The following is a 12,298-nucleotide window of genomic DNA, read 5'->3' as shown; positions in this document are numbered from 1 at the left end:
AACCGAAGAACGTGGAAAAGCTGGGCAAACCAGCAGATACCACCTGCCCACACTCAGCCACCCACACAGAACCAACTCAACAACCGGGCAGGAGAACATCCTCAAACCGCCTCGGCGGATCAAGGCTTAGCCTAAGGGCGCGCCCGGCGATCCGCCGCCCAAAGAGGGCACGGGCTGCCGTGAAGCTTCCCCTTGATCGTGGACACCTGGAGACTGGGACCTGAGGTTCCAGAGGAAGTAGCACCAGGTGGGAAACAAGTACACGAAGCGGTATACCGAGGAGTGAACCGTTCCGGCCGACCGTGGTGCTCGACGTCAAGGCGTACACGGCGCAGCGCGTCACGTACGACCTGAGCGTCGAGGGCCTGCACACGTACCACGTGGGCGCCGGTGACGCCGCGGTGCTGGCGCACAACATAAACAATCCGGTCGCGTGCACCGTCAGCGGACGGCATGACGTTTATGACATCCCCGGAGGTTCCTCGGGCGGCCACGGAGCCGGTGAGACCATTCCGCCGGCGCTGCTCGGGAGCTACGACATCGGCGTGAATGCGAGCCCCGGCTCCACACCGTCTCGAATCACGTCTGGGTCGACTCGGCGGAGCATGGCCGGTCAGGGACGACGCTCCAAAAGGCACCAAGGAGAGCGCGAATCCCTCAAAGCCGTACTGGCCGGAGTGGAGCGGATCGAATCTGGCGAGGTGAATATCGAGACGGCTGTCGGCACCTACGCGGAAGTCGGATATGAGGTCACCGAAAATCTCAGCGAGTTCCTGAAGAACTACGGTGAGATCGTAGTCGGCCGGACATATTCTGCAACAGGCGAGAAAATGGTGCTCACCGTCGCTCTCGAGGAGGAAGCCATGGACGTCTATCCGCCGAATGGTCGCAGCTATTCCAGGCGGCTGGGCATGCGGGCGGTTCCGATCGGGATCGCCTTGGAGACCGAGGAGAACGTCCTGTTGCTGGAGAACGGTGACATCGTGTTTGCCGGCGACGCCGACATCCAGCGCATCGGACCCGGCTTCGAAGAAGCAGTGAAGGCGTTTGTCTCCAGCAGCTGGGACAAGACCTTCTCCTGATCGCGAGGTGCCCGTCTTCAGGGCGCTTCGGTTGGAGCGCGGGCTATGACCACGCATGCCCCTGGGGGCCACAGGCAGCAGCCTGTGGCCCCCAGGCCGTTCAAGGAGACGCATGTCCCGCACCACCCCGGTGCCGCCTCCGCGTGGAGGGCGGCGGGTGGGGGCGAGGCCATTAACAGCCCCCCTCGGGCGCGAACTGCCGTCCCAGTTCCTTGCGATGCCAGAGGGCGTCCCGCTGACGCGGGTCGCCGCGCGTCGGCGGTCGGTGACCGCCGCCCGCTCCTGTCTGCCGCCCCGCTGGCGACGGCCGCCGACCACTCGGCGCGCAGAGCCCGGGAGCGTAGGCCGGACCACCAATCGGAAGCCCCGGTCCAACCGCTCGGCAGCAGACTGGCCGGGCACCTGAGAGGCCGCCCGGCGGGCTCGCGCCGTCCCGGACGCCCATGCTTGCTGCCTGGCCGGGGCCGTGACGATGGAGATAACCGGGCTGATGCCGGTGCGGGGTCGAGCGAGACACACGTGGCGGGTGGTCGGTCGGGGTGCCCGCCCAGTACCACCGGCGCGGTGCCGTGCGCCGCAGCGTCCGGATCCCGGATCCGCGCCGCGCCGCCACGTCTGGTACGAGGCCGGCACAGACCAGGCAACCGCCTCGGCACGTGTGGCGGATCTCAGCCCTGGAGGCTGAGCTGCGGCGGGTGTGTGAAGTCCGCCCGGCACAGGAAGACGTTCATGGAGCCCCAGCGGCCCACGGTGACTTGAGTGGGCGTGTTGGCATCCATGTCCTGCGACGCCGCCCGGTCCTCCGACGGAATCCAGCTGCGGCTGCCGCCGTCCCACTCCTTGCTCGCCACCGTCACCAGAAGGTCCGTCCGAGCCCCGCACGAGCAGAGCACGTCGGCGCGGCCCGTCCCGTGCCAAGAAGCGAATCCGCCGGCTTTCCAGCCGGGTGCGACCGACAGGTCGGACCGGTAGAGGATCGAGTCCTCATCCAGGTCGTCCTCGTCGCCCTCCCACGCGTCAATGCGCTCCCGCAGTTCGTCCGGGAGCAACTCGATGTCCGCATGCTCGACGACCTGCTCGGGGTCGAGTGTGCACAGCGCGGGCACGTATCCCTCAGAACCAACCACTTCGGGTTCCGGCTGAGCCGCCAGAACGTCACCAACCTCGGAGGACCGGCGCCAGATCAGAGTGACAGCGGGCTCATGGCGGCCGTGATGCGCATCGAACGGGCACCACAGGATCTGAAGCAGATCGTGATCGGCCGGGCCTCCGAGGTCGGGTACGTCCCGCCGGAACAACTGGGCCACCGCAAGAAGGGGAATCGGGTCCGTGTCTCCGAGCGAGGGGGCATGGCGCCCCCGCTTGAGTGATCGCAGCAGGTCGCCCTCCTCATCCGTGGGGCCAGGACGTTGGCCTGGGGCGGGAACCCGGCTCCACGCCTCGGCGAGGACACGACGGCGCAGCCGCACGTCCGCCGTCCGCTCCCCGTACCCCCGCCGGTGCCGCTCCGTACAGACGGGCCAAGGCTCGTCCGCCGGCCAGAGGAGCAGCCCTCCCACTGAGCTGTCTCCGGCCTTGGGCGCACCCGGGCGCGGGTGCAGTCGCGTCGCGGTGCGTCGATAGACCGCGAGGTCCGGGAAGACCCTCTCGATGTCGATCGGACGTGACGGGGTGGTGCGGGACATGCGTCTCCTTGAACGGCCGGGGGGCCACAGGCTACTGCCTGTGGCCCCCCGGATTCATGCGAGGTTGCGCCTGGTCGTCACCGTCCTGTGCGCACCCCCGAGGCCGGATTCTCCAACCACCCGCTGAGCTCGAATCCTCTGTTCCCGTGAGCCGAGAACTTCAGCGCGATGGGAATCGGGTTTCCTCCGGGTGCGTAGACAGGTGTTGTCGAGTACTGCACCGTTTCGCCCGCCTTGACGGCTGCGTAGATCGGCCCCTCGACAATGTCTCGCATCCAGGGTGTGTTCACTGGGTCCTGGGTGAGAGTCACCAGATTCCGCTTCGCCAGAGCTCCCTTTCCGGCACCGCCGAGCCGGCCGGCGAGCAGATGCCCGCGCGCCTCGTTGAACGAGGTTCCGTTGCCCCGCCAGCCCGGCGGCGAGCTCTTGCCGGCCTCCGAGCCCGTATGCCACCGTCGCCGTGCTCACGGACGCCATCCGCACTGCCGCGCCGCGCGCCCGCATCTCCGTCGACTCCGCCGCAGTCGGGGAACGCGAACTTGGCTGGGGCCAACAGCTCGACGTACGCGAGATCGCCGCCTTCGGCACCGACGCCGAATTCAGCGATCAGGCCGTGGCCGCCTATGTGGCGAAGTACGCCACCAAGTCCGCCGACGCGTCCGGGACTCTCGACCGCGCCCTGTTCTGCCGTCCCTGCCAGGGACGCGGCGCCACCGTGCTGCCCCACGGAACGCCGCTCCCCTGCACCGCCTGCGACGGCACCGGACAGGCCCGGCCGCTGCCCCGCCTCGCCGTCGCGCGGCACGTGAGGCAGATGATCCACACCTGCTGGGAACTGGGCAAGCTGCCGGAGTTCGCCCACCTCAAGCTCTGGAAGTGGGCGCACATGCTCGGCTTCCGGGGCCACTTCTCCACCAAGTCCCGCAGCTACTCCACCACCCTCGGCGCACTGCGCGACGCCCGCCGCGCCTGGCGCACCGAACAGGCCCGCACCCACACGGGCCTGCCCGAGCCGGACTCGACGACCACGCTCGTCGTCGGTCGGTGGGACTACCTGGGCTCGGGCTACAGCCCCGGCGCCGCGCTCCTCGCGGCCGGCGTGTGGCACCGCAAGGAACTGGAACGGCAGTTCATCGCGGAAGGGGGCTGCTGCTGATCTCGCCCCCGCCCACCGTCCTCCGCACGGAGGCGGCACCGGCGCTGGATCTGCTCACGGTGCCCCAGGTGATGGCCCGCCTCCAGCTCGGCCGCTCCGCCGTCTACGACCTGCTCCGCACCGGCCAGCTCACCTCGATCACCCTCGGCCGCGCCCGCCGCATCCCCACCCACGCACTCACCGACTTCATCCGCACCCGCCTCGAACAGGAAGCCGCCTGATGACCACACCCCGCGACACCCCCGCCTCCCGCCGCATCCGCGCCAACGGCGACGGCACCGTCTCCCAGCGCAAGGACAGCCGCTGGGAGGCCGCCGGATACGTCCTCGCCCCCGGCAACACCCGCCGCCGCGTCCGCGTCTACGGCACCAGCCGCAAGGAAGCCCTCGCCAAGCTCACCGAGAAGATCGCCAACAGCAACCGCGGCCTCCCCATCCCGTCCGCTCAGGGCAGCCTGGCCGCGTACCTGACGTACTGGCTGGAGGCCGTTGCCGTCCACCACCTCCGCGAGAACACCCACACCCGCTACGCCGCCTGCGTGAACAACTACCTCATCCCCGGTCTGGGCAAGAAGAAGCTCACCAAGCTCACCGCCAAAGACGTCCGCACCTGGCTCAACCAACTCCGCACCACCTGCCAGTGCTGTGCCCGCAACATCGATGCCGGCCGCAATCAACCCCGTTGCTGCGCCACCGGAACATGCTGCTCCAAGCGGCTCTCGCCGCTGACGCTGACCTACATCCACTCCGTACTCAAGTCCGCCCTGGAACACGCCGTGCGCGAGGAGGAGATCCCGCGCAATGTCGCCCGCAACGTCCGCACCGGCACCCCACGGCCCCGGCGTTTCGAACCCCTCACCACCGACGAAGCCCGCCGGCTCCTCACCGCCGCGCAAGGTCACCGGCTGCACGCGCTGTTCGTACTCGCCCTCCACACCGGACTCCGCAAGGGCGAACTCCTCGGCCTGCGCTGGGAAGACCTCGACCTCGACGCAGGCACCGCCGCCATCCGCCGCACCCTTCAGCGAACCGCCACAGGCGGGCTCACCACGCTGCCCACCAAGACGCGGGCCTCCGAGCGCCGCATCGCCCTCACCACCCGCTGCCGCCAGTCACTGAAGCTCCACCACGAACAGCAGCAGCGCGAGCGTGAGGCCGCGGGCACGACGTGGCTGCACGGCGGGCACGTGTTCACTACGGTGCAGGGCGGGCCGATCGACCCGACCAACCTCACCCGCGCCTTCCTCACGCTCCTTCGCAAGGCCAGCCTGCGCCGCATCCGCTTCCACGACCTCCGCCATTCGACTGCGACCCTGCTCCTGGAGCAGGGCGTCGAACTCGTCGTGATCAAGGAGCTCCTCGGCCACGCCCACATCGGCGTCACCGCCACCGTCTACGCCCACGTGAGGCTCCGCCTCCAGCGAGACGCTATCGACGCCCTCTGCAGCGCGCTCGACGGCCCGACGAACACCGGGACAGGCAACGCCGACGGCGACGAACCGCCGCCCTGCGCCGCCCTCGTCCGCTGACGTTGCCGTCAACTACTGCCGTCACCCCACGCAGAAGCCCCGCCAGGACACGCCTGACGGGGCTTCAACTATGCTACCGATAACCAGTGTGACGGTTGCGGAATCGAGCGAAGAGGTTACGCCTCACTTCCCGCTGATCAGTCTTCATCGAGAAGACCAATGGCTTCCGGAAGCCCCAGAATTACCCTCCTGCGCTCCGGGTTCTCTTCCAGTTCGGCGCACTCAAGAACCAGGGAAGTAACTTCCCGACGCCCCTCTTCCGAGAGATCACGAAACAGGGCGGCAGCAGGTTCGAAAATGTCCGTCGCGACATCCGGATCAATATCTTCGTCGTCCGTCAAGTCGATCGAGACGACGAGGCTTACGAATGCGCGAACCAGGACCTTGTTGACATCCATCAGGGCACGACCCTCACTCGAATGTTGGTGATCAGGAGGCCGCCGAGGACTTTTCGAGCCCGCGCGGCCTCAGCCGCAGTGGGGACTTCCCACCGGCCGCTGTAACCGTTCTGCTCAAGCGCCAGAGATTGATTCATGGCTTGTCGGTATGTCTTGTTGAAGGTTGTGACGCTCACCTTTCGGTCGATCATCACGCCGTTGGCCGCATCAAACCCATCGAATTTGATCTGAGACAGGCGATTCCCGCCAGCCTTGTAGTACTGCAACGCCGGGGCCACGCCAGCCCTGGAACCCGCCGCCCCGGCATCATAAGCCCGCGCTGCGGAACTCATATTTGCGTTCTCGTTGACCCAATCGACGCTGCCATCGCAGTTGTGAACGAGGATCGGCGTGGCCCCCGCCAGCACATAGTACGTGTGCTACGCGGTACCCCTCTACCTGCTTCTTCGCTGGTCAGCGTGGGTTTCGGGTTCCGCTGGTGTCCGTGGTTGTGCGTAGAAATCCGTGGGCGTTGCCGTCGCTACTGCCGTCAGGGGCGCGGGCAGCGGGACCGTTCACTGCCACGCGCCGGGTTCGGCGCGGAGGGTGGCGCGGGTCGTGCGCCGATAGAAATCGTGGCCGGTCTGGGCGCAGTGCTCGGCGATCCAGCGCGTCAGCTCCTCCTCGGCGTGAAGTTCGCCGGAGGTGGCGCCGCAGTCGTGGTCTTCTCCGGTGACGCAGATGGCCTCGAAGGTAGGCAGGGTCATCGGGTCCACCACGGCGGTCACGCGGTACTCGCGGAAGCGGTAGCGCCTGCGGACCGGGGTTCCGGTGCGTGCGGAGTCAGACATGCTCGGCCGCCTCCTCCTGCGGGTCCGGGATGCGCTGTCCTCGCGATTCGGCCACCCGGAGCGCGTCCGTCAGTGCCTCGGCCAGTCGGCTGGCCAGCCAGCGGTACTCGGTGGCCGACAGGACTCGTGCACCGGGGGCCAGGGCTTCGCGGGCGTGCTCAAGCAGTTCCTCGCCCATGCCGAGTTGGACGGCTTCGATGCTGTCGGCGAGTGTGGACAGGTAGCCCCTGCCGTCGGTGCTGAGGTAGCAGGGGTTGCCGTCGGGGGTGGTCCAGGGGAGTAAGCGGGGGCCGGCCACGCCTGCCGCCGCGTCGTAAAGTTCCCGGCGCCGCATGCGGTCCGCGTCGCTCCTGGGTTTGGTCACCGTGCACCCCCGGCTGGGTCGCTGATAGGGACACGGTGACCGTAGGAGCTGACTGACTGTCACTCCATGTATGAGCCAGCGCAGTTTGCGACGCAGAGTGTGCGAAGTGCTGCGCTGCGTGGTAGCTATCCGACGACGCCCAGGTAGGAGGCCATGTCGCGCATTTCGGCGGTGAGGGTGCGCTTGCGCTTCTTCAGGATCTCCTGCATGGTCTCGGCGGCCACGTGCTGGTGCCTGAGCCACTGAGGGGATGCTCGGCGCACTCCGCTCAGCTCGTCCATCGCTGCGGTCAGGTCGCCGGTGCGGGCGTGGGCGCGTGCGACGTCCATGCGGTGGCGGTTCCAGTTGTCGTCACTCGGCCGCCCGGTGCTCTTCCATGCCTTGGGTGACAGGGCGTCCTCGCCGGCCCTGCGTACGACGGTACGCGCGTCCCCTACGACCATGGCGTCCTCGACGCCTTTCATGCCGACGGTCAGCGGACCGAAGGTCGTCCAGTGCCGGAAGAACGAGCCGGTGTGCTCGCGTCCCACCGCTGATGCCGCTGTGGTGGCCATGCGGTGGTAGTGGCGGGCCTCCTGGGGGCGGTTGTTTCGGCCTGCGGCAGCCGCAGCCCGTAGTGCCAGCCAGCCCCATGCCGCGCATTCGTCGGTGGTGGCCCTGGACAGCCTCGGCTCGATCGTGTCGGCGGTCTGGGCGGCGAGGGTTTCTGCCTCGTCCAGTCGGCCCTGGCGCAGGAGCAGCCAGCACATGCCGATCACGCCGGATGCTGCGCTGAGGGTGTCTGCGGCACGGCGGGCGTCGGTGATCGCCCCGGCCAGGGCGGTGTAGCCGAGGTCGTACTGCCGGACCTGCGTCAAATACCGTCCGGCCAGTTGCAGGGCTTCCGCTCGGGCCAGAAGCGCCTGCCGGTGCTCTTCGCCACTGTCGTAGTAGGCGACCGCACTGTTGGCGTCCCGTAGGAGGCCAGGGAGTTGGGAGGCGACGCTCTTGTAGCTGTCGGAGTGGTACAGCACCGCGCCGTCATGCACCGCCCGGCGGAAGCGACGTACGTTCGGCTCTTCCTCCCCGGCCTCGCCGCCCGCATCGGCCAGCCCGACCGGCGGAGTCAGGGCGGCCCGCAGCTCGATGAGGTTGACGCGGTTCCTGTCTTCGGTATTACGCACCGGGTGCGGAGCGTCCGGAGCCAGCAGCATTGCCGTGGTCACCTCCAGCGCGCGGGCCAGGGTGTGCAGCGTCTCCATGCGGACCGTTCCACCCTGCTCCACCTTGCGCACCGTACCCGGCGACACGCCTGCGGCGTGGGCCAGTTCCTCCTGACTCATCCCGGCCCGACGCCGGTACTTGCGGACGTTGTCCGCCAGCTCCGTGAGTTCCGTAGCCATCCGCTCACCACCTCCAGCGCCACGGTACGCCGGACGGGCGCATCAACCGGTGGCTATCCGGCAGATACCCGCCACAGAGCGATCACCACCCCGAGCCGGGCCTCGCTCCGGCAGAACCGCCGCCTGAGCGGGTGGGGTCCCTCGTCGGTCGGGCAGCTTCGCCGGACCAGGGTTCCCCGGGGGCCGCCAAGGCTCACCCCGTGACGCGTGCGCTCGGCCTTGGCGGCCCCCGGGGGTTCCTGGTACGCCTCCGGTGACCGGACGGCGCGGGACCCCACCCGCGACCCGACCGCACACCACGACGAAGCCGCACCCGACACACGGCCCCCACTCCCCTCGGAGGGAGGGCCGGGGTCTGGGGCAGCGCCCCAGAAGGCTTCGCTGTCTGGGCTGTTGCGCGCCCGGACCGGCGGGGCCGACGGCAAGCGGGGCGGAGACAGGAGCGGGCGGCGGCCCCGCAGGGCCGGAGCGCGCGCGGGCCGCGACAGCGGGCCGCCTTGATCAAGTAAAGAAACTCTGAACAGCTCACCCGCTGGTCAAGCTGCCCGGTCGATGGTCAGGTCCGCTGTTGCCGGCGCTTCTTCGATTCGGCCAGCGCGGTGTTCAGCTTCTCGCTCGGCGACATGTCCGGCTCGGCGTCGTCGTCATGCAGGGGTGGCAGGAACAGGCCGCGTCGGCTCTTCTCCCGCTTGACCTTCCGCCGCTCGCCGTAAAGCCGCTGATGCTCCTCCCGCACCACGTCCCATCGCCGGTCCAGCTCTGCTTCCCGCGCCAGCAGCTCCTCGTCGCTGAGGTCGGCGAACTCGGTGGCGGCAGCACGCGCCTCGCGGGCGATCTCATCGCGCAGCAGGTAGTTCGTGATCGTCCCGTGGTGCTTGCCCGGCTCCGGTTCCTGGCGCACGAAAACACCGCGCCCCTTTACCGCGTACACCAGCCCGTCCTGCTTGAGGCGGCGATAGGCGTTCTGCGCGGTGGAGTTGGCGACTTTGGACCGCTCTTGGATCTCCCGGGCGGGAGGGAGCTGGGAGCCCGGAGGGTAGGTGCCTTCCAGGATCTCCCGGCGGAGGATGTCGGCGACCTGGGCGTACGGCGGTCGGGGATCACCGTTGTAGATGACGTCGACCGGCCAGTCCGGCCCCTCGGTGTCGGTTTCCTCATGATCGCCGCCGGCCTCTTCGGTGCTCCCGCCGACGGAGTCGCTGACGTAGCTGCCCCGGCCGAGCTGGGAGTAGACCAAGCCTTCCTGCTTGAGCACGCGCAGGGCGTTCTGGACGGTGGAGCTGGATACGCCGAACCGATCACCCAGCACGTTGGCCGAGGGCAGGCGCTCGCCGGAGCGGTACTCGCCGTTCAGGATCGCGTCCCGAAGGGCCTCGGCGGCCTGGAGGTACGGCGGGCCTCACCCAGAAGGCCGCCCGCGCCGTGCTGCGGATCTCCTTCGCCAAGGTCGCCGAATACCAGAAACGCGGCCTGCTCCACTTCCACGCCGTCATCCGGCTCGACGGCCCCGATGGCAACACCACGCCCCCACCCGCGTCTGCGACCGTCGCCGTGCTCACGGACGCCATCCGGGCTGCAGCCCTCCGTGTCCGAGTGGCCGTCGCGTCGGATGCGATCGGGGAGCGCGAACTCACCTGGGGCACACAGCTCGACGTGCGCGAGATCGCCGCCTTCGGCACCGACGCCGAACTCACCGACCAGGCCGTGGCCGCCTACGTGGCCAAGTACGCCACCAAGTCCGCCGACGCCTCCGACACCCTTGACCACGCCCTGTTCTGCCGCCCGTGCCAGGGACGCGGTGCCACTCTCCTGCCCCACGGAACCCCGCTCCCCTGCACCGCCTGCGACGGCACCGGACAAGCCCGGCCCCTGCCTCGCCTCGCCGTCCCCCGCCACGTCCGGCAGATGATCCGCACCTGCTGGGAGCTGGGCAGGCTGCCGGAATTCACCGGCCTCAAGCTCTGGAAGTGGGCGCACATGCTCGGCTTCCGGGGCCACTTCTCCACCAAATCCCGCAGCTACTCCACCACCCTAGGCGCGCTGCGCGAAGTCCGCCGCGCCTGGCGCACCCAACAGGCCCGCGCCCACGCCGGCCTGCCCGAACCCGACCCGACCACCACTCTCGTCATCGGCCACTGGACCTACCTCGGCTCGGGCTACAGCCCCGGCGCGACCCTCCTCGCCGCGGGTGTCCGGCACCGCAAAGAACTGGAACGGCAGTTCACGGCCGAAGGAGGCTGCTGATGACCTCGCCCCTACTCGCCGCTCTCCGCACAGAGAGGGCTCCGGCGCTGGATCTGCTCACGGTGCCCCAGGTCATGGCCCGCCTCCAGCTCGGCCGCTCCGCCGTCTACGACCTGCTCCGCACCGGCCAGCTCACCTCGATCACCCTCGGCCGCGCCCGCCGCATCCCCACCCACGCCCTGACCGACTTCATCCGTGCCCGCCTCGAACAGGAAGCCGCCGCCTGATGACCACGCCGCGCCCCGCCTCGTCCCGCCGCACCCGATCCCGCGCCAACGGCGACGGAACCGTCTACCAGCGCAAAGACAGCCGTTGGGAAGCCGCCGGATACGTCCTCGCCCCCGGCAACACCCGCAAGCGCGTCCGCGTCTACGGCACCACCCGCAAGGAAGCCCTCGCCAAGCTCACCGAGAAGATCGCCGCCAGCAACCTTGGTTTGCCCGTCGCGGCGGCCGACAGCACCGTCAGCACGTATCTGACGTACTGGCTGAACGGCGTCGCCGTACACCAGGTACGGGAGAACACCCACACCCGATACGCCGCCTGTGTCCGCCTCCATCTCAACCCCGGCCTCGGCACCAAGAAGCTCGCCCGCCTCACCGCCCGCGACGTCCGCACCTTCCTCTACCGCCTCCGCATCACCTGCCAGTGCTGCACCCAGGGACGCGACACCGACCGGCGCTCCTGCTGCACCATCGGCCAGCGCTGCAACAAGCGGCTCTCCCCGCTGACCGTGACCTACGTCCACTCGGTCCTCAAGTCCGCCCTGGAGCACGCCGTCCGCGAAGACGACCTGCCCCGCAACGTCGCCCGCAACGTCAAGACCCCCGCACCCCGCCCCCGGCGCTTCAAGCCCTTCACCGCAAGCGAGGCCCGGCCGTTCCTCCACGCAGCCATCAGCGACCGGCTCCACGCCCTGTACGAACTCGCCCTGCGCACCGGACTCCGCAAGGGCGAACTCCTCGGCCTGCACTGGGAAGACCTCGACCTCAACACGGGAACCGCCGCCATCCACCGTTCCCTCCAGCGCACCCGTACCCGTGGCCTGACCGTCCTGCACACCAAGACACGCACCTCCGAACGCCGCATCGTCCTCCCCACCGAATGCGTCAACTCCCTGAAGACTCACCGGGAACAGCAGGAGGAAGCACGCCGGGCCGCAGGGACGGGCTGATCGGACAACGGACTCGTGTTCACCACCCTCACTGGCGGCCCTCTCGAACCTGCCAACCTCACCCGCAGCTTCAGCCGACTCCTCAACCGGGCCGGGCTCCGCCGCATCCGGTTCCACGGCCTCCGGCACTCGACCGCCACCCTGCTTCTGGAACAGGGCGTCGACCTCGTCGTGATCAAGGAGTTGTTGGGGCACGCCCACATCGGCGTCACCGCCGGCGTCTACGCCCACGTCCGACTCCGCCTCCAGCGCCAGGCCATCAACACCCTCGGCAACGCCCTCAGCCCCACCGGCAACGACCCCAACGACCCACCCGCCATAGCCGTCGTCCGCTGACGTTGCCGTCACCGTTGCCGTCAAACCCCTAACGCCCCCCTCTTCAGGTTGCGCAGGAAGGGGCGTCACGCGCTCTCTCAGCTTGGTTCCCGATCGCAATTCGCGGACCGTATTCGGCT

11 protein-coding genes and 4 pseudogenes are annotated in these 12,298 nt (G+C 68.8%); 7 read left to right on the top strand and 8 right to left on the bottom strand.

Features of this window, described 5'->3' with window-relative positions:
- Nucleotides 1-302: 302 nt before the first annotated feature.
- Entirely contained in the window at nucleotides 303-1,082 is a 780-nt protein-coding gene (locus tag E6R18_RS31670) for an SUKH-3 domain-containing protein (RefSeq protein ID WP_136320314.1), read from the top strand.
- 668 nt (nucleotides 1,083-1,750) lie between these two features.
- Here the strand turns inward: E6R18_RS31670 and E6R18_RS35420 are convergent.
- Nucleotides 1,751-2,389, bottom strand: a complete 639-nt coding sequence (locus E6R18_RS35420) for a hypothetical protein (RefSeq protein ID WP_346765017.1) — start codon at nucleotides 2,387-2,389, stop codon at nucleotides 1,751-1,753.
- A gap of 799 nt (nucleotides 2,390-3,188) precedes the next feature.
- On the opposite strand from E6R18_RS35420, the pseudogene E6R18_RS31650 reads away from it, so the two are divergent.
- From E6R18_RS31650 to E6R18_RS31640, 3 genes and pseudogenes are all read left to right on the top strand, one after another.
- Nucleotides 3,189-3,923, top strand: a pseudogene (locus E6R18_RS31650) (replication initiator); the annotation flags it as partial.
- Complete coding sequence (locus E6R18_RS31645; protein WP_129768513.1) at nucleotides 3,920-4,144, top strand: helix-turn-helix domain-containing protein; 225 nt, start codon at nucleotides 3,920-3,922, stop codon at nucleotides 4,142-4,144. The pseudogene E6R18_RS31650 and the gene E6R18_RS31645, both read left to right, overlap by 4 nt.
- Nucleotides 4,144-5,451 carry a site-specific integrase gene (locus tag E6R18_RS31640; protein ID WP_136320311.1) on the top strand — a complete coding sequence of 436 codons (1,308 nt, stop codon included), beginning with the start codon at nucleotides 4,144-4,146 and terminating at the stop codon, nucleotides 5,449-5,451. Before E6R18_RS31645 ends, E6R18_RS31640 begins: the two co-directional genes overlap by 1 nt.
- A gap of 137 nt (nucleotides 5,452-5,588) precedes the next feature.
- Here the strand turns inward: E6R18_RS31640 and E6R18_RS31635 are convergent, their stop codons facing one another.
- The 7 genes and pseudogenes from E6R18_RS31635 to E6R18_RS35330 all read right to left on the bottom strand — a co-directional run.
- A complete protein-coding gene (locus E6R18_RS31635; RefSeq protein WP_136320310.1) occupies nucleotides 5,589-5,849 on the bottom strand; it encodes a hypothetical protein in 261 nt (86 codons plus the stop codon).
- Nucleotides 5,849-6,256: a hypothetical protein gene (locus tag E6R18_RS31630; protein ID WP_206308481.1), complete on the bottom strand. Its 408-nt coding sequence runs from the start codon at nucleotides 6,254-6,256 to the stop codon at nucleotides 5,849-5,851. Before E6R18_RS31630 ends, E6R18_RS31635 begins: the two co-directional genes overlap by 1 nt.
- Before the next feature lie 147 nt (nucleotides 6,257-6,403).
- Nucleotides 6,404-6,679, bottom strand: coding sequence for a hypothetical protein (locus E6R18_RS31625; protein ID WP_136320309.1), 276 nt, complete (start codon nucleotides 6,677-6,679; stop codon nucleotides 6,404-6,406).
- Nucleotides 6,672-7,043 carry a hypothetical protein gene (locus E6R18_RS31620; RefSeq protein ID WP_240799917.1) on the bottom strand — a complete coding sequence of 124 codons (372 nt, stop codon included), beginning with the start codon at nucleotides 7,041-7,043 and terminating at the stop codon, nucleotides 6,672-6,674. The genes E6R18_RS31625 and E6R18_RS31620 overlap by 8 nt, the downstream gene beginning before the upstream one ends.
- Before the next feature lie 125 nt (nucleotides 7,044-7,168).
- Nucleotides 7,169-8,425 (bottom strand): helix-turn-helix transcriptional regulator, encoded by a 1,257-nt coding sequence (locus E6R18_RS31615; RefSeq protein WP_136320308.1) that lies wholly within the window; start codon nucleotides 8,423-8,425, stop codon nucleotides 7,169-7,171.
- Between the two features lie 556 nt (nucleotides 8,426-8,981).
- Nucleotides 8,982-9,662 (bottom strand): winged helix-turn-helix domain-containing protein, encoded by a 681-nt coding sequence (locus tag E6R18_RS31610; RefSeq protein ID WP_276607278.1) that lies wholly within the window; start codon nucleotides 9,660-9,662, stop codon nucleotides 8,982-8,984.
- Nucleotides 9,639-9,806, bottom strand: a pseudogene (locus E6R18_RS35330) (winged helix-turn-helix domain-containing protein); the annotation flags it as partial. The pseudogene E6R18_RS35330 and the gene E6R18_RS31610, both read right to left, overlap by 24 nt.
- Before the next feature lie 14 nt (nucleotides 9,807-9,820).
- Between E6R18_RS35330 and E6R18_RS31605 the strand changes: the two are divergent.
- From E6R18_RS31605 to E6R18_RS31595, 3 genes and pseudogenes are all read left to right on the top strand, one after another.
- A pseudogene (locus E6R18_RS31605) lies at nucleotides 9,821-10,669 on the top strand (replication initiator); the annotation flags it as partial.
- Nucleotides 10,669-10,896, top strand: a complete 228-nt coding sequence (locus E6R18_RS31600) for a helix-turn-helix domain-containing protein (RefSeq protein WP_136320306.1) — start codon at nucleotides 10,669-10,671, stop codon at nucleotides 10,894-10,896. The pseudogene E6R18_RS31605 and the gene E6R18_RS31600, both read left to right, overlap by 1 nt.
- Nucleotides 10,896-12,179: pseudogene (locus tag E6R18_RS31595) on the top strand (tyrosine-type recombinase/integrase). Before E6R18_RS31600 ends, E6R18_RS31595 begins: the two are co-directional and overlap by 1 nt.
- Nucleotides 12,180-12,298: the final 119 nt, after the last annotated feature.

The organism is Streptomyces sp. A1277 (assembly GCF_004795015.1).
Classification (GTDB): Bacteria; Actinomycetota; Actinomycetes; order Streptomycetales; family Streptomycetaceae; genus Streptomyces.
Note: the sequence above shows the minus strand (reverse complement) of the source record. Positions and strands in the feature narration are given on the sequence as shown.

Bases quoted from the DNA above. Each gene is read 5' to 3' on its own strand.
- E6R18_RS31640 (WP_136320311.1), top strand. From the start codon at position 4,144: ATGACCACACCCCGCGACACCCCCGCCTCCCGCCGCATCCGCGCCAAC.
- E6R18_RS31635 (WP_136320310.1), bottom strand. From the start codon at position 5,849: ATGGATGTCAACAAGGTCCTGGTTCGCGCATTCGTAAGCCTCGTCGTC.
- E6R18_RS31625 (WP_136320309.1), bottom strand. From the start codon at position 6,679: ATGTCTGACTCCGCACGCACCGGAACCCCGGTCCGCAGGCGCTACCGC.
- E6R18_RS31615 (WP_136320308.1), bottom strand. From the start codon at position 8,425: ATGGCTACGGAACTCACGGAGCTGGCGGACAACGTCCGCAAGTACCGG.
- E6R18_RS31600 (WP_136320306.1), top strand. From the start codon at position 10,669: ATGACCTCGCCCCTACTCGCCGCTCTCCGCACAGAGAGGGCTCCGGCG.